The sequence below is a fragment of the Actinomadura sp. NBRC 104425 genome (genome assembly GCF_030269545.1).
In the GTDB taxonomy this organism is placed as follows: Bacteria; Actinomycetota; Actinomycetes; order Streptosporangiales; family Streptosporangiaceae; genus Spirillospora; species Spirillospora keratinilytica.
In genome coordinates, this window is the sequence record NZ_BSTN01000004.1 from 230,275 (window position 1) to 249,259 (window position 18,985).

The 18,985-nt window shown below is 71.9% G+C and carries 14 protein-coding genes; 7 read left to right on the top strand and 7 right to left on the bottom strand.

The features are described 5' to 3' along the window. Window positions 1–205 precede the first annotated feature (205 nt). The 7 genes from narI to QSK22_RS08895 form a co-directional block, all read right to left on the bottom strand. The gene (gene narI / locus QSK22_RS08865; RefSeq protein ID WP_285493531.1) at window positions 206–988 is read right to left on the bottom strand and encodes a respiratory nitrate reductase subunit gamma; all 783 of its coding nucleotides are present in this window, start codon (window positions 986–988) and stop codon (window positions 206–208) included. Next, window positions 985–1,680: a nitrate reductase molybdenum cofactor assembly chaperone gene (gene narJ / locus QSK22_RS08870; protein ID WP_285493532.1), complete on the bottom strand. Its 696-nt coding sequence runs from the start codon at window positions 1,678–1,680 to the stop codon at window positions 985–987. The genes narI and narJ overlap by 4 nt, the downstream gene beginning before the upstream one ends. Further along, complete coding sequence (gene narH / locus QSK22_RS08875) at window positions 1,677–3,407, bottom strand: nitrate reductase subunit beta (protein WP_285493533.1); 1,731 nt, start codon at window positions 3,405–3,407, stop codon at window positions 1,677–1,679. Before narH ends, narJ begins: the two co-directional genes overlap by 4 nt. Continuing rightward, complete coding sequence (locus QSK22_RS08880; protein ID WP_285493534.1) at window positions 3,407–7,075, bottom strand: nitrate reductase subunit alpha; 3,669 nt, start codon at window positions 7,073–7,075, stop codon at window positions 3,407–3,409. Before QSK22_RS08880 ends, narH begins: the two co-directional genes overlap by 1 nt. Window positions 7,076–7,169: 94 nt before the next feature. Then, the gene (locus QSK22_RS08885; protein ID WP_285493535.1) at window positions 7,170–8,435 is read right to left on the bottom strand and encodes an MFS transporter; all 1,266 of its coding nucleotides are present in this window, start codon (window positions 8,433–8,435) and stop codon (window positions 7,170–7,172) included. Between the two features lie 375 nt (window positions 8,436–8,810). Next, entirely contained in the window at window positions 8,811–9,053 is a 243-nt protein-coding gene (locus QSK22_RS08890; RefSeq protein ID WP_285493536.1) for a hypothetical protein, read from the bottom strand. A 156-nt stretch (window positions 9,054–9,209) separates the two neighbouring features. Continuing rightward, window positions 9,210–10,136: an amidohydrolase family protein gene (locus QSK22_RS08895; protein ID WP_285493720.1), complete on the bottom strand. Its 927-nt coding sequence runs from the start codon at window positions 10,134–10,136 to the stop codon at window positions 9,210–9,212. 548 nt (window positions 10,137–10,684) lie between these two features. Here QSK22_RS08895 and QSK22_RS08900 point away from each other — a divergent pair. From QSK22_RS08900 to QSK22_RS08930, 7 genes are all read left to right on the top strand, one after another. Next, window positions 10,685–12,271, top strand: a complete 1,587-nt coding sequence (locus QSK22_RS08900; protein ID WP_285493537.1) for a DUF1593 domain-containing protein — start codon at window positions 10,685–10,687, stop codon at window positions 12,269–12,271. Window positions 12,272–12,401: 130 nt separating this feature from the next. Further along, the gene (locus QSK22_RS08905) at window positions 12,402–13,433 is read left to right on the top strand and encodes a sugar phosphate isomerase/epimerase family protein (RefSeq protein ID WP_285493538.1); all 1,032 of its coding nucleotides are present in this window, start codon (window positions 12,402–12,404) and stop codon (window positions 13,431–13,433) included. Continuing rightward, window positions 13,430–14,329 (top strand): transketolase, encoded by a 900-nt coding sequence (locus QSK22_RS08910; protein WP_285493539.1) that lies wholly within the window; start codon window positions 13,430–13,432, stop codon window positions 14,327–14,329. The genes QSK22_RS08905 and QSK22_RS08910 overlap by 4 nt, the downstream gene beginning before the upstream one ends. Continuing rightward, window positions 14,326–15,279, top strand: a complete 954-nt coding sequence (locus QSK22_RS08915; RefSeq protein ID WP_285493540.1) for a transketolase family protein — start codon at window positions 14,326–14,328, stop codon at window positions 15,277–15,279. Before QSK22_RS08910 ends, QSK22_RS08915 begins: the two co-directional genes overlap by 4 nt. After that, window positions 15,279–16,748 (top strand): FGGY-family carbohydrate kinase, encoded by a 1,470-nt coding sequence (locus tag QSK22_RS08920; RefSeq protein WP_285493541.1) that lies wholly within the window; start codon window positions 15,279–15,281, stop codon window positions 16,746–16,748. The genes QSK22_RS08915 and QSK22_RS08920 overlap by 1 nt, the downstream gene beginning before the upstream one ends. Then, on the top strand, window positions 16,745–17,422 hold the full coding sequence (locus tag QSK22_RS08925) for a DUF2291 family protein (protein WP_285493542.1): 678 nt from the start codon (window positions 16,745–16,747) through the stop codon (window positions 17,420–17,422). Before QSK22_RS08920 ends, QSK22_RS08925 begins: the two co-directional genes overlap by 4 nt. Continuing rightward, the gene (locus QSK22_RS08930; protein WP_285493543.1) at window positions 17,419–18,984 is read left to right on the top strand and encodes a sugar ABC transporter ATP-binding protein; all 1,566 of its coding nucleotides are present in this window, start codon (window positions 17,419–17,421) and stop codon (window positions 18,982–18,984) included. Before QSK22_RS08925 ends, QSK22_RS08930 begins: the two co-directional genes overlap by 4 nt. Window position 18,985: the final 1 nt, after the last annotated feature.

Genomic DNA, 18,985 nt, shown 5'->3' on the forward strand with positions numbered 1-18,985 from the left:
TACGGCGGGGCGTCGCGGCGGGCGGGAAGGCGGGTGACATGGCGGCGGCGAGAAGCGCCGCCGCCGTGACGGTGTTGCCGTAGTCGTCGGCGAGTTCCCATGCCCGACCTTCTTGCTCGGCGCCGCGCCGCGGTGGACGGCGCTCACATCGTCGGTGCGCGAGATCGCCGAACGCTGGTCGCGGTCGACGGCGTTGCCGGTGCGCTCACCCGGGGCGGTGCTCCCAGCCGCGGCGCGGAGCGCGGGTGCTGAGCAGCTCGTCGCGGCTGCGGTAAACGATGTAGGGCCGGGTGAGGTAGCCGACGGGCGCGGTCAGCATGTGCACCAGGCGGGTGAACGGCCAGATGCAGAACAGCAGCAGCGCGCTGAGGGCGTGCAGCTTGAACAGGATCGGGACGTCCGCCATCAGGTGCGGGTCGGGCTGCAGGTAGAACACCGACCGGAACCAGGGGGAGACCGTCTCGCGGTAGTTGTAGCCGCCGCCCACGAGGTTGGCGGCGACGGTCGCGGACAGCCCCAGCACGATCACCAGGGTGAGCACCGCGTACATCAGCTTGTCGTTGCGGGTGGTGGCGGAGAAGACCGGGCCGACGGTCCGGCGCCGGTAGATCAGGATCGCCAGCCCCGCCAGCGTGCAGAACCCCGCGACGGTGCCCAGGGACACGGCCGTCACGTGGTAGGCGTGCTCGCTGATCCCGATCGCCTCGGTCCACCTGTCGGGGATGACGAGCCCCCCGACATGGCCCATCAGCACCAGCAGGATGCCGAAATGGAACAGCGGGCTGCCGATGCGCAGCAGGCGGCTCTCGTACAGCTGGGACGAGCGGGTCGTCCAGCCGAACTTGTCGTAGCGGTACCGCCAGATGTGGCCCAGCACGAACACCGCCACGGTGACGTACGGCAGTACCACCCACAGCAGGACGTCGACGACCCCCGCCGACGTGTCCGCGGAAGGTGCGACGGTGGACAGGACCGTGCCGCCGGTCATCGGTGGGCTCCTTGCACATGAGGTGGGGACGGTGGGCGCGGCCGCGGATCCGGGAGGAGGACCGGGCCGCCGGAAGCGGGGCCGTAGGGGGCGAGACCGACCTCCTCTTCCGGCGGCCCTTCCTCGGCCAGCCGCAGGACGGCGTCGCGGACGCCGCCGTCCAGTCGGGGGAGCGTGGCCGAGACCGCGTCGAGCACCGCCGCCCACGGCGAGTGGGACTCCTGCAACGCCAGCCGCAGCAGCTCCAGGCCGGCGCGGTGCTCGTTGAGCAGGCGGGCGCCGGCGGCGGGGTCGGCGGCGGCGAACTCCAGCACGACGGCCAGGTGGTCGGGCAGTTCGCCGTCGCCGAGGACGAGCCCCGCGCTCCGGTAGGCCTGCTTGAACCGCAGGAGGGCCATGCCGCGTTTACGGGTGTCGCCGCAGGTGTAGTACGACAGGTACAGGCAGCAGCGTTTGCGGTGGTCGAACGTCTCGACGTAGTCGGCGGCCAGCTGCTGCAAGGGCGTCGCGTCGACGTGGTCGAGGAAGCGCCCCAGCGGCTCGGCCAGTTCCGCGGGCAGCGCGGCGGCGGCCCGGCGGAGCAGGGAACGGCGGCCGAGCAGGTCCTCGTCGGGGTAGTCGAGCAGCAGCGAGGCCGTCTGCCAGGCCGTCGCCAACCGCGTGTCGTCCAGCGCGGGGGTCCTCGTGGTCATCGCTTGGGCTCCTCGGAGACCGTCGTCGCCGTCCCGTCGGCGGACTCCTCCGCATCCGGGGCGGCGGTGCCGGACGCCTCGCGCCGGGGCGGGAAGAGCCCGGCGGGCCTGCCCTTGCCGTCCCAGTTGAGAAGGTTGACGCGGGCGTGCTTGTCGGCCGGGTCGACGGGGCTGTCGGCCGTCTGCCGCTGCCGGAGCATGTGGAAGTTCTCCACCGCGATGGGCGCGGCGCCGCCGGAGGTCTCGCCGAACGGGCCCCAGCCGCCCATGCCGGGGCCGCCCTCGTAGTTCAGGCTGCACTCGGTGGCGATCTCCTCCAGCCGGTGCGCCTGCTCGGTGTGCGCGGGCGGGATGACGTACCGCTCGTCGTACTTGGCCAGGGCCAGCAGCCGGTACATGTCGTACATCTGCTCGCCGGTCATGTCCACCTTGGCGGGGATGCCCTCGTCGGGTTCGCGGCCCAGGTTGATGTCGCGCATGTAGGAGCGCATCGCCGCCAGGCGGCGCAAGACGGCCTCCACGGGCGCGGGGTCGCCCGCGGTGAACAGCTGGGCGAGGTAGTCGACCGGGATGCGCAGGGCCTCGATGGCGGCGAACAGGTTGCCGGAGTCCTCCGCGTCGTGGCCGGTGTCGCGGACGACGTCCACCACGGGCGACAGCGGCGGGATGTACCAGACCATCGGCATCGTCCGGTACTCCGGATGCAGCGGCAGCGCCACCCGGTAGGTGTTGATCAGCGCGTGGACGGGGGAGCGCTGGGCCGCCTCGATCCAGTCGCGGGGGATGCCCGCCCGTCCGGCGGCCGCGACGACCTCCGGATCGTGCGGGTCCAGGAACACCTGCCGCTGCGCCTCGTACAGCCCCTTCTCGTCGGGCGTGGACGCGGCCTCGAGCACCTTGTCGGCGTCGTACAGCATCAGGCCGATGTAGCGCAGCCGCCCCACGCACGTCTCCGAGCAGACGGTGGGGATGCCGACCTCCACGCGCGGGAAGCAGAAGGTGCACTTCTCGGCCTTGCCGGTGCGGTGGTTGAAGTACACCTTCTTGTACGGGCAGCCGGTGACGCACATCCGCCAGCCACGGCAGCGGTCCTGGTCGACCAGCACGATGCCGTCCTCGGCGCGCTTGTAGATCGCGCCGGACGGGCAGGACGCCGCGCACGACGGATTGAGGCAGTGCTCGCAGATGCGCGGCAGGTAGAACATGAAGGTCTTCTCGAACTCCAGCTTCACCTTCTCCGACACCTGGCCGAGCACCACGTCCCGGTCGGCCAGGCCGGGGGAGCCGCCGAGGTCGTCGTCCCAGTTCGCCGACCAGGAGATCTTCATGTCCTCGCCGGAGATCAGGGACTTGGGCCGCGCGACCGGGGTGTGCTCCTGCAGCGGCGCGTTGGTGAGGGTGTCGTAGTCGTAGGTCCAGGGCTCGTAGTAGTCGTCGATGGACGGCAGCTTCGGATTGGCGAAGATCGTCATCAGTTTGCGCAGCCGCCCGCCGGCCTTGAGCTCCAGCCGGCCCCGCCGGTTCAGCGTCCAGCCGCCGCGCCACTTGTCCTGGTCCTCGTAGCGGCGCGGGTACCCCTGCCCGGGACGGGTCTCGACGTTGTTGAACCACACGTACTCGACGCCGCTGCGGTTCGTCCACGCCTGCTTGCAGGTCACCGAGCAGGTGTGGCAGCCGATGCACTTGTCCAGGTTCATAACCATGGCCATCTGGGCCATCACGCGCATCAGTACGTCACCTCCTGGGAGCGGCGGCGGATCACGGTGATCTCGTCGCGCTGGTTGCCGGTGGGGCCCAGGTAGTTGAAGGCGAACGACAGCTGGGCGTAACCGCCGATCAGATGGCTCGGTTTGATCAGCAGCCGGGTCAGCGAGTTGTGGATGCCGCCGCGCCGCCCGGTCGTCTCGCTGCGCGGCACGTCGATCAGCCGGTCCTGGGCGTGGTGCATGTAAACGGTGCCCTCCGGCATGCGGTGCGAGACGATCGCTCGGGCGACGACCACGCCGTTGCGGTTGACCGCCTCGACCCAGTCGTTGTCGGCCACGCCGATCTTGGCGGCGTCCCGGTCGCTGATCCAGATGGTGGGGCCGCCGCGCGACAGCGACAGCATGAACAGGTTGTCCTGGTACTCGGAGTGGATGGACCACTTGTTGTGCGGCGTCAGATACCGCACCGTCAGGCCCAGCGCGCCCTGCTCGCCCACCCGCGGCTCGTCGAACAGGGCGTGCATGTTCAGCGGCGGGCGGTAGACGGGCAGCTGCTCGCCGAGCTCGGCCATCCAGTCGTGGTCGAGGTAGAAGTGCTGGCGCCCGGTGAGGGTGTGCCACGGCTTGAGCCGCTCGACGTTGATGGTGAACGGCGAGTAGCGGCGCCCCCCGCTCTCCGAACCCGACCACTCCGGCGAGGTGATCACCGGGACCGGCCGGGACTGCGTGTCGGCGAAGGTGATCTGCTTGCCCTCGTTCTCGGCGGCCAGGTCGGCCAGGGCCGTCCCGGTGTGCTTCTCCAGAGTGTGGAACCCCTGGACGGCCAGCTGCCCGTTGGTGGTGCCCGACAGCGCCAGGATCGTCTCGCAGGCGTGCACGTCGCGCACCAGCGACGGGCGTCCGTCGGCCGGGCCGCCGCGGATCGTGCCGTTGCGGTGCCGCAGGTAGTCGACCTGGGCGGCCAGGTCGAACGTGACGCCCTTGACGGTGGCGCCGAGCGACTCGGCCAGCGGGCCGAGCGCGCGCATCCGGTCGGCGATCGCCCCGTAGTCGCGTTCCACGACCACCAGCTTCGGCATCGTCACGCCCGGCACCGGCTCGCACTCCCCGGCCTTCCAGTCGCGGACGCGCCCGTGCGGAGTGGCCATCTCGTCGGGGGTGTCGTGCATCAGCGGCGCCGCCACCACGTCCTTGCGGACGCCCAGGTGCACCGCGGCCAGGCGGCTGAACGCGGCGGCGATCGTCTGGAAGGCGTCCCAGTCGGTGCGGGTCTGCCAGGGCGGGGCGATCGCCGGGTTGAACGAGTGCACGAACGGGTGCATGTCCGTGGTGTTCAGGTCGTGCTTCTCGTACCAGGTCGCCGCCGGAAGCACGATGTCGGAGTAGACGGTCGTGCTGGTCATCCGGAAGTCCAGCGACAGCAGCAGGTCGAGCTTGCCGGTGGGGGCCTCCTCGCGCCACACGACGTCCTTCGGCCGCGCCCCCGGCGGCGCCTCCTCCGCGCGCAGCTGCGAGTCGGCGCCCAGCAGGTACTTGAGGAAGTACTCGTTGCCCTTCGCCGACGACCCCAGCAGGTTCGCCCGCCACACCGTCAGGATCCGGGGGTGGTTCTCCGGCGCGTCGGGGTCCTCGCACGCGAACCGCAGCCGCCCCTCCTTCAGCTGGGACACCACGTACTCGCCGACCGGCATCCCCGCCGCCTCGGCCTCGTCGGCCAGGTCCAGGGGGTTGCGGTCGAACGTCGGATACGACGGCATCCAGCCCAGCCGGGCCGCCTGCGCGATGACGTCCGCGGTGGTCCTGCCGGCCAGCAGCCCGCCCGCCCGCGCGGAGGCGAGGGTGTCGGCGCCGAAGCGGTCGTAGCGGAACTGGTCGGTGTGCAGGTACCAGAACGCCGTGCCGATCATCTGCCGGGGCGGCCGCGACCAGTCCAGCCCGAACGCCAGCTGCGCCCAGCCGGTGAACGGGCGGCACTTCTCCTGGCCCACGTAGTGCGCCCAGCCGCCCCCGTTGACGCCCTGGCAGCCGGTCAGCGTGGTCAGCGCCAGGAACGCCCGGTAGATGGTGTCGGAGTGGAACCAGTGGTTCGTCCCCGCCCCCATGATGATCATCGAGCGGCCGCCGGTCTGCTCGGCGTTGGCGGCGAACTCCCGGCCGATCCGCGCCGCGGCCGCCGCCGGAACCCCCGTGATCTCCTCCTGCCAGGCGGGCGTGCACGGCTCCGACGCGTCGTCGTACCCTGACGGCCACGTCCCCGGCAGCCCCTCGCGCCGCACCCCGTACTGGGCGAGCAGCAGGTCGAACACGGTGGTGACCAGATGGCCGCCGACCCGCCGCACCGGCACGCCCCGGCGCAGCACGCCCGGCGTCCCGTCCGCGGTGTCGAAACGCGGCAGCTCCACCGCCACCGGCGGCTCGGCCTCCGGATCCTCCTCCAGCGACAGCAGCGGGTCGGCGTCCCCCAGGTCCAGGTTCCAGCGGCCCGCGCCCTGCTCCCCGAACCGGAAGCCCAGCGACCCGCCCGGCACCAGCGGACGGCCGGTGACGCCGTCCAGCAGGACGGTCTTGAACGCGGCGTTCTCGCTGCGCGCCTGCGCACCCGGCAGGTCGGCGGCGGTGAGGAACTTGCCCGGAACGAACGCGTCGCCGGTGGCGTTCGGCTCCAGCCGCACCAGGAACGGCAGGTCGGTGTACCGCTTGGCGTAACCGGTGAAGTACTCCACCCGGCGGTCGACGAAGAACTCCTTGAGGATCACGTGCCCCATCGCCAGCGCCAGCGCCCCGTCCGTGCCCGGCCGGGTGGCCAGCCACTCGTCGGCGAACTTGACGTTGTCGGCGTAGTCGGGGGAGACCGCCACCACCTTCTGCCCCCGGTAGCGGGCCTCGGCCATCCAGTGCGCGTCCGGGGTCCGCGTCACCGGCAGGTTCGACCCCCACATGATCAGATACCCGGCGTCCCACCAGTCCCCGGACTCCGGCACGTCGGTCTGGTCGCCGAACACCTGCGGGGACGCCACCGGCAGGTCGGCGTACCAGTCGTAGAACGACAGCATCGTCCCGCCCAGCAGCGACACGAACCGGGAACCCGAGGCGTGCGACACCATCGACATCGCCGGGATCGGGGAGAAGCCCGCCACCCGGTCCGGCCCGTACGTCTTCACCGTGTGCACGTGCGCGGCGGCGATCATCTCGACCGCCTCGTCCCAGCTCGCCCGGACCAGGCCGCCCCGGCCGCGCGCCGACTTGTACCGCCGCGCCCGCTCGGGATCCGACACGATCTCCGCCCACGCCGCCACCGGATCCCCGGTGCGGGCCCGGGCCTCCCGGTACATCTCCAGCAGCACCCCGCGCACGTACGGGTACCGCACCCGCGTCGGCGAGTAGGTGTACCAGGAGAACGACGCGCCCCGCGGGCAGCCCCTCGGCTCGTAGTCCGGCCGGTCCGGCCCCACCGACGGGTAGTCGGTCTGCTGCGTCTCCCAGGTGATGATGCCGTCCTTGACGTACACCTTCCACGAACACGAACCCGTGCAGTTCACCCCGTGCGTGGACCGCACCACCTTGTCGTGCGCCCACCGGTCGCGGTAGAACTCGTCGGCCTGCCGCCCGCCGACCCGGTGCAGCGTCCGCAGGTCGTCCGACACCTGCGCGCGGGTGAAGAACCGCCGCGTCCCCACCAGCGCGTCCATCACCGGACTGTCCAGACCCGCCCGGCCCGGTGGCCGCTTCCCGTTCTCACCCAACGTCGCGTCCTTCGGCATCGATGTCATATCGGTCAGTACCTCAAGCGGTCCGCGCCACACGTCCGCCGACGCCGCGTCCGCGCACCGTCCGCTGGACGGCGACGATCGTGAAGGCCGCGGACGCGGCGGCGACCACCGACAGCAGCGCCAGGCCCAGCGCGTATGAGCCGCTGCTTCCGTAGATCGCCCCCATGACCAGCGGGGGCACGAAACCGCCCACGCCGCCGGCGGCCCCGACGACGCCGGTGACCGCGCCGACCCGGCTCGCCGGCGCCAGCAGCGCCACCAGCGCGAACGTGGCGCCGCTTCCCGCGCCCAGCGCCGCCGCCATGGACAGGCACGCGATCGTCCCCACCGGCGCCAGCGGCGGGGTGAACGCCTGCACGGCCGCGCCCGCCGCCACCACGGCCAGCGCCGCGGCCAGCACGCGCGCCGCTCCCAGCCGGTCGGACAACCAGCCCCCGACGGGCCGCATCGCGACGGCCAGGACGACGAACCCGGCCATGCGGTTCGCCGCGTCCGCCTGCTCCAGCCCGTAGCCGGTCCGCAGGTAGGTCGGCAGATACACGGAGAACGCCACATAGCCGCCGAACGCCACCGCGTACAGGGCCGAGGCCTGCCAGGTGACCCGCAGCCGCGCGGTCGCCGCCAGCCGCCGCCCCAGCGTCTCCGCGGGAACCGTGCGCTCGGGGGCCTCCCGCAGCACCACCAGCGCCGCCACGGCGTACACCGCCAGCAGCGCGGCGGTCACCAGGTACGGCGTGCTCATGCCGCCGGCGTCCACCAGCTTGACCGTGGTCAGGGCGCTGATGGCGGTGCCGCCCATGCCCATGCCGAACACCCCGATCGCCAGGCCCCTGCGCTCCGGCGGGTACCAGGCGTTGACGAACGGCACCCCGACGGCGAAGGCCGTGCCGCCGATGCCCAGAAAGAACCCGCCGACCAGCAGCGCCGTCAGCGACGACTCTCCGGCCCACCCCAGGTACAGCACCGGGACGATCGTGGCGGCCGACACCAGCGGGAACATCACCCGCCCGCCGAACCGGTCGGTCAGCGCCCCCACCGGGATCCGCCCGAGCGACCCGACCAGCACCGGCACCGCCACCAGCAGCGCCTGCTGGAACGCCGTCAGTTCCAGCGCCTCCTTCAGACGGGGCGCCAGCGGGCTCAGCAATGCCCACGCCCAGAAGTTCAACGCGAACCCCGCGGTGGCCATCGCCAGCATCACCGCCGGAGAACCCGCGGGCCATTCCCGTACCGGTCCGGCCGCCGCACGGCGGCCGCGCGCACGCCGCTGCTCACCCATTTCTCAGCACCATCGCCTCGCCCCATCCGGGCTGATCGCTGATCATCTCGTCCAGGCGGGCACGGATAGCCGCCCCCGCCGAGCAGACACCAGCATGTCCCTCGGTGGGGCGGGCGGAGGCGGTCCGTCCGCCCCTTCCCTAGGAGAGATAAGCCCGAAGATCAAGGACGAAGGTCCCTTGCGCCGCCGCCGCCGGCCGAAGCCGCCCTGCTCATGGACGCTCGCCCGCCCGAACGGGCGAGTGGATCCGAACGTGCGAGTGGAGAGGTGTTCGCGTCCGCCGCGCTCCGAGTGACGAAGGCCCGCAGCGGTCGGGTTCGTCCGCCGTCCGGCGCCGTCGGCGGTGAACCGCCCTTCCGCGGTCGGCCGCGGCGGCTATCGGTCGGCCGGAGATCCGGTCGGCCGATCCTCCTCGGGGGCGTCGATGTAGCGCTCGCCGCACTGGGGGCAGCCCCATCGGTAGGAGTCGAGCTCGCACCCGCCCAACATGACCTCACCGGCGTCGAGGGCCCGATCGAGCTCCTCGGAGAAGACGGGGAGGCCGTACATGATCGGCGCGAGGCGACCGCCGCAGTGCGGGCACGGCGGCCGCTCCTCCTCGCCCCTCTTACCGTCCATCGTTCCTCCTCATGTGCGGATCTTGGTCCTCTCTCTGAGAGAGCCGAACCGGCGCACTTGTTCGCCTCCAAGATCGGGCGGCGCGAGTCGAGGGGACGTCGCGGCCGCAGGTTCGACGGGGATTCGCGAGCGGCGGTTGGGTGCTGCGGCCTTGCGCTACCGTCCGGTGCCGCCCTGCGCCTCCTCGGAGGCCAGGCCGAACAGTTTCGCCGCGTTGTCGTGGCACACCGCCCGCAGCCACTCCCGTCCCAGCCCCAGCGCCTCCAACGCCTGCAGCTGGTGCACATAGGAATAGGGGATGTTGGGGAAGTCTGAGCCGAGCAGGATGCGGTCGCCGAGCGCGGCGAGCCGGGGCAGTGCCCGGCGGGGGAACGGCATGAACCGCTCGGTGAAACCGGTGAACGCCATCGTCGTGTCCAGCCGCACCTGCCCGTACCGCTCGGCGAGGCCGAGGAACTCCTCGTACTCGGGCATCCCCATATGCGCGATGATCAGCCGCAGCCGGGGATGCCGCGCCAGCACCCGGGCGATCGGCTCGGGACCGGTGTGCTTGCCGGGCGCGGGCCCGGAGCCGCAGTGGATCACCACGGGGATCCCGGCCTCGGCCAGCACCCCCCATGCCTGCTGGAGCAGCTCGTCGGCCGGGTCGTACGCCCCCACCTGCACATGCGCCTTGAACACGCGCGCGCCCGCTTCGACGGCCTCGCGGACGTAGGCCGCGACGTCCGGCTCGGGGTAGAGGGTGGCGGTGTGCAGGCAGTCGGGGGTGCGGCGGGCGAAGTCGGCCGCCCAGCCGTTCAGCCACCGGGCCATGCCGGGCTTGTGCGGGTAGAGCATCGCGGTGAAGGCCCGGACGCCGAACTCCCGGAGGATGGCAGTCCGTTCCGCCTCCTGTTTCCGGTAGGTGATCGGCCATTCGAGCCCGCCGATCAGCGGCCCGTGCCCGTCGAAGTAGTCCCACACCTTGTGCAGGACGCGCTCGGGCATGAAGTGGGTGTGGACGTCGACCAGGCCGGGAAGACCGAGCCGGTCCCAGAAGCGGCGGACCTCGCCGGCCTCCTCGGCCCAGGCCGCGCCGCTCATGGCCGCCTGCGGACCCGTGGCGGCGCCCGACGTCGGCACCCCGGCACCGAGCGACGGGGCGACAGGGGTCATGCGGTGATCGCTCATGTCACCCACGATCGGCCCTGATGAGGGGACGGGTCCACCCCCTCCGTGCGGGCGACGCGTGAGGAATCCGTCACCCCGGGCCGCGCTCGGCGCCGACCAGAGCGCGGTGCGCCTTACGAATCGGTGCGGGGACGGGCGGGGAAGTCGTTCTCGTCAAGAGGGCCATCCCGTCGGGCAGTAGGGCTCCGTCGCGACCATTGACAGCATACATGTGATGCGTTACTCTCTCCCCGAATTAACGATCGGCTTTGAATATATAGTCATCACCGCGCGGCGGATTTCGTTGCCGACCCGGTTGCGGGCGCCGCGGAAAACCCACCCCCATTCCTTCTGCCTTCGTGTCGAAATTTGTCCCTGCCGGCCTCCGGATGGTCGGCGGAAACATCCGCAACGTCTGCGGATGATGTTCGTTGTGCCGATTCGGCGCATCGAGAAGGGATGTATGACGTATGAGGAAAGCCGTGGCATCGCCGGGCGCGCCGCTGGTCAAGGCGGCGGCGTCGGCCCTGGTCGCAGCCGTCGCCGGCGGCCTGCTGGCCGCCTCTCCGGCGGCGGCGGGGGAGACGGCCGGCGCGGCCGGGCACTCCCCGGGCGTCCGGTCGGACGGGCAGCGCAAGCCGCGCGTCATCCTGATGCACGACCCCGAACTGGACGACCAGAACACGCTCATCCGCTACCTGCTCTACAGCAACCAGTTCGAGACCGAAGGGCTGCTGTACGCCAGCAGCGGCGTGCACTGGGCCGGTGACGGAAAGGGCACGAAATGGTATGTGCCGGGACGGGAGTACACCCGGTTCGGGCTGAACCTCTGCCCGTGTGAGTCCTGGCGCTGGAAGCCCGGAGAACGCTTCATCCACGAGGCCGTCGATATCTACGAGAAGGTGTATCCGAACCTGCGGGTGCACGCCCAGGGATATCCGCGGCCGCAGGAGCTGAGGTCGCGGATCCTCAACGGCAACATCGAGTTCGACGGGGACATCTCCAAGGACTCGCCCGGATCCGACCTGATCAAGAAGGCGCTGCTGGACGACCGGCCCGGCCCGGTCTACCTGCTCACCGGCGCGGGCCAGAGCACGATCGCCCGGGCGCTCAAGTCCATCAAGGATCAGTACGAGGGCACGCCGCAGTGGCCCGCCATCTACCGGAAGGTGTCCCGGAAGGCCGTCATCCAGTCGTTCGGCGACCAGGACGACACCTACGCCGACTACATCAAGCCGAACTGGCCGGACGTCGAGTTCCGCGAGATGGCCACCACCATCTGGGGGTACGGGGCGCGTAACGCCGTGCTCCCCGAGGACGCCGTGTACCTGTCCGCCGAATGGACGAAGGCCAATGTGTCGGGCGTCGGCCCGCTCGGTGCGTTCTACCGGGTCTGGGGCGACGGAAAGCAGATGGTCCCCGGCGACATCTTCGACTACTTCGGCCATTCAGGGCTGACGGCCGAGCAGCTCAGGGCCATGGGCTACATCGTGTGGACCCCGCCGCAGGAGAAGGGATCGTGGATCTCCGAAGGAGACACCTCGATCTTCATGAACCTCATCGACAACGGCCTGCGCGGGAACGTCGACGCGAGCTACGGCGGCTGGGGCGGCCGGAACGGGACCGACGTCGACCCCAGCGGGCAGCCGTCGGCCGACTACGCCTCGTCCCGCTGGTTCGGCGCCGCCCAGCGCGACTTCGCCGCCCGACTGCAGTGGACGGTCACCCCGCGCTACTCCGCCGCCAACCACCAGCCCGCCGTCCAGGTGAGCGGGCAGCTGGACCGTAGTGTCCGCCGGGGCCAGACGGTGACGCTCACCGGCCGGGTGACCGACCCCGACCGCGACAGGGCGACCGGCCGGTGGTGGCGGTACGCCGACGCGGACACCTACCAGGGCGACCTGTCCATCGCCCAGAAGGCGCTCGGCGGCAACGCGGTGCAGGTACGGTTCCGGGTACCCAGTGACGCCGAGCCCGGCCAGACCATCCACCTGATCCTCCAGGGCACCGAAGACGGATCGCAGGGCCTCACCGCGTACCAGCGCGTGGTGCTGACCGTCCGAGGCTGAACCGCCGCCCGGCCCGGCCGGGCGGGCCGGGGGCCTGTCGCCCCAGGTCGGCCCGCCGGGCCGGGCTCGATCGTAGACAGTCCAAAAGAGAACCTTGACGCCGATTCGGTCCTCCCCTTAGCGTGCATGCATGTCTGATCGAGAGCGCATAAAAATTCACGGCGCTGACGGGCCCGTCTTCGGGGCGGGCATCTGGCACTTCGCCACCTACGTCGACCGGTACGCCACCGACGGCTACGGCGAACCGCGCACGGTGCTGGACGCCATCGAGCTGGCCGGGCAGGTCGAGGACCTGTCGGTCGTCGACCTCAACTGGCCCTTCCCGCCCGGCGGCATCAGCACCGCCGAGGTGAAGGACGCGCTCGCGGCGCGGAACCTGCGCGCCATCGCGGTCACGCCGGAGTTCTACACCGGCAAGTTCGCCAAGGGCGGTTTCACCAACCCCGACCCCGAGGTGCGGCGCGCGGCCATCGACCTGGTCGCCGCCTCGGCCGAGGTCGGACGCGAGCTGGGCGTCGACTACATCAAGCTCTGGCCCGGCCAGGACGGCTACGACTACCCCTTCCAGGCCGACTACACCGACCTGTGGGACAAGTCGGTCGACGCCGTCCGGGAGCTCGCCCAGGCGTTCCCCGACCTGAAGTTCGCGATCGAGTACAAGCCGCGTGAGCCGCGCAACCGCATGGTGTTCTCCTCGGTCGCGCGCACGCTGCTGGCGATCCAGGACATGGGCGTCGACAACGTGGGCGTGCTGCTGGACTTCGGCCACTCGCTGTACGGCGGGGAGACGCCGGCGGAGGCGGCGCGGATGGCGATCGCGCGCGGCAGGCTGTTCGCGATCGACGTCAACGACAACTTCCGCGGCTGGGACGACGACATGGTCGTCGGCTCGGTGCACCTGCTGGAGACGTTCGAGTTCTTCTTCGCGCTCCACGACGCGGGCTGGGACGGGGTGTGGCAGCTCGACCAGTTCCCCTTCCGGGAGAACCCCGTCGAGGCGGCGCGCACCGGAATCCGCACCATGAAGGCGTTCCACCGGGCGCTCGGCTACCTCGACCGCAAGGAGCTCGCCGAGGCGCAGGCGGCGCAGGACGCCCTGGCCGCCCAGCGCATCGCCAAGCGCGCCCTGTTCCGGGCGCTCGCCGAAAGCGAGGCGCAGTGACGGCAGTGCAGACCCCGCTGCGGGTGGACGAGGCGGTGGCCGCCGCCTACCTCGACAAGAGCGCGCGGCTTCGGGCGGCCACCCCCGAGCAGGCCGCGCCGGAACTGGCCGAGATCGCCACCGGCATCCGCCGGGACGTCCTCACCACCATCCAGGCGGCGCGGATGGGGCACGTCGGCGGCGACCTGTCGGTCACCGACCTGCTGGTGACCGCGATGTGGGGCACCCTGCGGCTCGACCCGCGCGACCCGTCCGACCCGCAGCGCGACCGCTTCGTGCTGAGCAAGGGACACTGCGCCGCGGCCCTGTACGCGACGCTCGCGTCCTGCGGTTTCTTCCCCCGCGAGCGGCTCACCGACTTCATGGCGCCGCTGTCACCGCTGAACGGCCACCCCAACCGGGTGAAGGTGCCCGGGGTGGAGACCAACACCGGTCCCCTCGGCCACGGGTTCCCCGTCGCCACCGGCTGCGCGCTGGGCGCCAAGCTGCGCGGGGAGGACTGGCGCACGATCGTCGTGCTCGGCGACGGCGAGCTGCAGGAGGGCAGCAACTGGGAGGCGGCGATGACCGCCGCCCACCACGGACTGGGCAACCTCACGGCCGTGGTCGACCGCAACCGGCTGCAGCAGGGCGCCCGCACCGAGGACACCAAGGCGCTGGAGCCGCTGGACGCCAAGTGGGCGAGCTTCGGCTGGGAGACGCGGGTCATCGACGGCCACGACCACGCGGCGATCAAGCAGGCCCTGGAACCGTCGACGACGGGCCGCCCGGTCGCCGTCGTGGCCAACACGATCAAGGGCAAGGGAGTGTCGTTCATGGAAGACCGGGTCGAGTGGCACCACAAGGTGCCCACCGACGAGCAGGTCCGGCTCGCCCTGGTGGAGCTGGCCGGATGACCGCCGTCGCCGAGCAGGCCCCGACGTTCGACTGCCGCGCCGACTTCGCCGACGAGCTGGCGGCCCTGGCCCGGGCCGACGAGCGCGTGGTGGCGGTGTGCAACGACTCGGTCGGGTCCAGCAACCTGGTGAAGTTCCGGGAGGAGTTCCCCGACCGGCTCATCAACGTCGGCATCGCCGAACAGGACATGGTGGGCGTGGCGGCGGGGCTGGCCAACGCCGGCTTCATCCCGTTCGCGTCGGCCGCCGCGCCGTTCCTCACCGGCCGCGCACTGGAGCAGATCAAGGCCGACGTCGCCTACAGCGAGCGGCACGTCGTCCTGTGCGGGCAGAGCCCGGGCATGGCGTACGGCGAACTCGGCCCGACCCACCACTCCATCGAGGACATCTCGTGGATGCGGGCCGTCCCGGGCCTGCGGATCGTCGTGCCCGCCGACCCCCGGCAGACCCGCGACGCCGTCCGCTGGGCCGCCGAGTGCGGACGCCCCTCCTACATCCGCATCCCGCGGTTCAAGGTGCCCGAGGTGACGCCGGCCGACGCGCCGTTCCGCGAGGGCCGGGCCGTCCGGCTCCGCGACGGCGGCGACGTCACCCTGATCGCGATCGGCACGATGGTCTCCCGCGTCCTTCAGGCCGCCGAGCTGCTGGCCGCCGACGGGGTGGCCGCCCGCGTGGTGAACATGACGTTCGTCGAGCCGCTGGACGTCGCCGAGGTGGTGGCCGCCGCCGAGGAGACCGGCACGATCGTCACGGCGGAGGAGGGCCTGGTCTCCGGCGGGCTGGGCGCCGCGGTCGCCAAGGTCGTCGCCGAGCACCGCCCCGTGCCGGTGCGCATGCTGGGGGTCCCCGCGTTCGCGCCGACGGGCAGCACCGCGTTCCTGCTCGACCACTTCGGTCTCAACGCGACCGGGATCGCCGCGGCCGCGCGCGAGGCGCTGGGACGGGCCTGATGGGACCGTTCGTGCTGGCGATCGACCAGGGCACCAGCTCCACCAAGGCGCTGCTGGTGGACTCCGCCGGGGACATCGCCGCCCGGGCGAGCGCCCCGGTGTCGGTGAGCCATCCGGGCCCGGGGCTGGTGGAGCAGGACGCCGCGGAAGTGCTGGCCAGTGTCCGCGCCGCCGTCGCCGCCTGCACGGACGGGGTCGATCCGGCGTCGGTCGCCGGGATCGGGCTGAGCACGCAGCGCGAGTCGGTGGTGCTGTGGGAGGCCGCGACCGGACGGCCGGTCGCCCCGCTGGTCAGCTGGCAGGACCAGCGGGGCGCCCCCCGGGCGGCCGAACTGGCCCGCGCCGGGCACGCCGACCTGGTCCGGCGGCGGACCGGGCTGCCCCTCGACCCGATGTTCTCGGCGCTGAAGATGGCGGCGCTGCTGGACGAGCACGACCCCGGACGGGACCGTTCCAGGCAGGGCGAGCTGCGGCTCGGCACCGTGGACGCGTGGCTGCTGACCTCGCTGACCGGCGACTTCGTCACCGAGATCGGCAACGCCTCCCGCACCCAGCTGCTGGACCTGCGCGGCGGGGACTGGGACGCCGAGCTGCTGGAGCTGTTCGACGTGCCGCGGGCGGCGCTGCCGGACGTCGTCTCCTCCACCGGGCCGTTCGGGGCGGTCCGCGACCTGCCCCCGCTGCCCGCGGGCGTGCCGGTGCTGGCCGTGCTGGGCGACTCCCACGCCGCGCTGTTCGCGCACGCGGGCTGGCGGCGCGGCGTCGTCAAGGTCACCTACGGCACCGGCTCGTCGGTCATGACCGCCGCCGACGCGCCCGGGACGGACGGGGCGGTGTGCGACACCATCGCCTGGTCGGTCAAGGAGGTGACGTTCGCGCACGAGGCCAACATCCGCTCCAGCGGACGCACCCTGACCTGGCTGGCCGAACTGCTCGACGTCCCCGCCGACCGGGTCGTGGAGCTGGCGGCGGAGGCCGACGCGGGCGGCGTCACGCTCGTCCCCGCGTTCGGCGGGCTCGGCGCGCCCTGGTGGGACCCCCAGGCCGTGCCGGTGCTGGCCGGATTCGACTTCGGCACCGGCCGCGCGCAGCTCGCCCGCGCCGCGCTGGAATCGGTCGCCCACCAGGTCGACGACGTGCTCGCCGCGATGCCCAGGGTGCGCCGCGTCGTCGCCGACGGCGGCCTGACCCGCAGCACCGCCCTCATGCGGCTGCAGGCCGACCTCGGCGGCGTCGAGGTCGCCCGCAGCCGCCACCACCAATTGTCCGCGGGCGGCGCGGCCGACCTGGCCGGGCTGGTCCTGAACTGGTGGACCATGCCGGACCTGGAGCGCCGCGCCGACACAGACCTGGAGGTCTTCACCCCCTCGTGGAGCGAGGAGCAACGCGGCCGCGCCGTGGCCCTGTGGCGGCGGCGTCTTGAGGCCGCCCGAGAACTCGGCGCACGCCCACCGGAGAGAACGTCATGACAACAGTTGGACAAGTACGGCGGCCCGGCGGGAGCGCCGCGCGCCGCCTCGGCCGGCTCACGCTCGGCCGCGTCTGCCTGGTCGCGCTGGTCGTCCTGATCGGTGCGATCCTGGCGGACACGACATACCGTTCGGACGACGCCCAGCCCGCGGGTCAGGCCCAGAAGTTCGACGCGGCCAAGTTCGGCGCGGAGAACTACGAGTCCAAGGTCGTGCCCGCGATCCAGCAGAAGGCCGTCGACATCGTCACCCTGCACAAGGCCATCGCCGCCGACTCCGAGGCGGCGGGCCGCAAGTACGGCAACCGGGAGGGCACCGGCCCCTACAGCTACGCCGTGTCCCTCACCGGAACCGCCAAGGAGGCCGAGGGCGGACTTCTGCGGGTCGATGTGCCCGACCTGGACGACGCCCGGGTCTCGGTCCAGATCGGCCCGGCCGTCAACGGCACCGCCCTGCGCGACGCCGTCGGGTTCATCAAGTTCGGCCAGTTCACCAACCAGGTGGAGTACGCCGACGCCGGCACCGCCCTCAACAACCAGGTCAAGGCCAAGGTGCTGGCCTCGCTCGACGTCGACGCCCTCAAGGACAAGAAGGTCACCGTGGTGGGCGCGATGACCCCGCTCACCCCGGACGTCCTCACCATCACCCCGGTCTCCATCAAGGCGGCGTCATGACCACCGCGCCCGAACGGCCCGCGGCCGCCGCCACCGCACCGGCCCCGCCCGTGCTGCGCGCCGTCGACGTCACCAAGGTCTACGGCGGAACCCAGGCGCTCAAGGGCGTCTCCCTGGACATCGCCCCCGGACGCGTCACCGTGCTGTTCGGGGAGAACGGCGCCGGCAAGTCGACCCTGATGAAGATCCTCAGCGGGGTCGAGCAGCCCACCACCGGGCGGGTCGAACTCGACGGCCGGCCGGTCGTCTTCGGCAGCGCCCGGGAGGCGGCCGACCTGGGCGTCTCGATCATCCACCAGGAACTGAGCCTCTGCCCGAACCTGAACATCCAGGACAACCTGTTCCTGGGCCGGGAGCGCACCCGCGGGGGCGTCCTGCTCGACGGGTCCGCCGAGCGGTCGCTGGCGGCCGCCGTGCTGCGCCGCCTGGACGGCACGCTCGACCCCGGCCTGCCGGTCGGCGACCTGCGGCTGGGGCAGCAGCAGCTGGTCGAGATCGCCCGCGCGCTGCTCCAGGACGCCCGCATCCTGATCATGGACGAGCCGACCTCGGCGCTCAGCGCCCCCGAGGTCGAGGTGCTCTTCCAGGTCATCCGCGAGCTGACCGCCGAAGGCGTGGCGATCATCTACATCTCCCACCATCTGGAGGAGGCGCTCGACATCGCCGACGACGTCGCGGTCCTGCGCGACGGCGCCATGGTCGCCACCGCGGCCGCCGCCGACGTGGACCTGGCGTGGGTCGTGCGCACCATGGTCGGGCGCGAACAGGACGACCTGTTCCCCGAGCGGGACCCGCACCCGGGCCCGGTCGCCCTGGAGGTCGACGGCCTGTCGGTGGCCGACCCCGCCAACCCCGACCGGCTCGCCGTCGACGACGTGTCGTTCACCATCCGCGCGGGGGAGACCGTCGGCATCTACGGGCTGATGGGCAGCGGCCGCACCGAGCTGCTGGAATGCCTGGCCGGGCGGCTTGCGGCCGTCGCCGGGCAGGTGCGCCTGCACGGCGAGCCGGTCACCGGGTCGATCCGGCAGCGCATCGGCGCGGGGCTGGTGCTGGTCCCCGAGGACCGCCAGCGCGACGGCCTCGTCCAGACGATGAGCGTCGGCCAGAACCTGTCCCTGGCGGCGCTCACCAGGTTCCTGCGCGGGCTGCTGGTGAACCGCGGCGCCGAACGCGCCGCCGTCACCTCGATGATCGGCGATGTCACCGTCAAGGCCGCCGGGCCGGACGCGCCGATCGGCTCGCTCAGCGGCGGCAACCAGCAGAAGGTCGTCATCGGCCGGGCCCTGATGACCGACCCCCGCGTGCTGCTGCTAGACGAACCGTCCCGCGGCGTGGACGTGGCCGCCAAGGCCGACGTCTTCGAGCTGATGGCCCGCCAGGCCGAACGCGGCCTGGCCGTCCTGTTCACCACATCCGAGACCGAAGAGGCGCTGAACATCCCCGACCGCCTGCTCGTCCTGGTCCGCGGCCGCCTGGTCGCCGACCTGCGCGCGGGCGAGATCACCCGTGACCGGCTGATGAGCCTGGCCGACGGCGCCGACCTCCAGCAGGGGGCGTGAC

Excerpts from the sequence above, each read along its gene's own strand:
- narI (WP_285493531.1), bottom strand. The coding sequence starts at position 988 with ATGACCGGCGGCACGGTCCTGTCCACCGTCGCACCTTCCGCGGACACG.
- narJ (WP_285493532.1), bottom strand. The coding sequence starts at position 1,680 with ATGACCACGAGGACCCCCGCGCTGGACGACACGCGGTTGGCGACGGCC.
- narH (WP_285493533.1), bottom strand. The coding sequence starts at position 3,407 with ATGCGCGTGATGGCCCAGATGGCCATGGTTATGAACCTGGACAAGTGC.
- QSK22_RS08880 (WP_285493534.1), bottom strand. The coding sequence starts at position 7,075 with ATGGACGCGCTGGTGGGGACGCGGCGGTTCTTCACCCGCGCGCAGGTG.
- QSK22_RS08885 (WP_285493535.1), bottom strand. The coding sequence starts at position 8,435 with ATGGGTGAGCAGCGGCGTGCGCGCGGCCGCCGTGCGGCGGCCGGACCG.
- QSK22_RS08890 (WP_285493536.1), bottom strand. The coding sequence starts at position 9,053 with ATGGACGGTAAGAGGGGCGAGGAGGAGCGGCCGCCGTGCCCGCACTGC.
- QSK22_RS08895 (WP_285493720.1), bottom strand. The coding sequence starts at position 10,136 with ATGAGCGGCGCGGCCTGGGCCGAGGAGGCCGGCGAGGTCCGCCGCTTC.
- QSK22_RS08905 (WP_285493538.1), top strand. The coding sequence starts at position 12,402 with ATGTCTGATCGAGAGCGCATAAAAATTCACGGCGCTGACGGGCCCGTC.
- QSK22_RS08915 (WP_285493540.1), top strand. The coding sequence starts at position 14,326 with ATGACCGCCGTCGCCGAGCAGGCCCCGACGTTCGACTGCCGCGCCGAC.
- QSK22_RS08920 (WP_285493541.1), top strand. The coding sequence starts at position 15,279 with ATGGGACCGTTCGTGCTGGCGATCGACCAGGGCACCAGCTCCACCAAG.
- QSK22_RS08925 (WP_285493542.1), top strand. The coding sequence starts at position 16,745 with ATGACAACAGTTGGACAAGTACGGCGGCCCGGCGGGAGCGCCGCGCGC.
- QSK22_RS08930 (WP_285493543.1), top strand. The coding sequence starts at position 17,419 with ATGACCACCGCGCCCGAACGGCCCGCGGCCGCCGCCACCGCACCGGCC.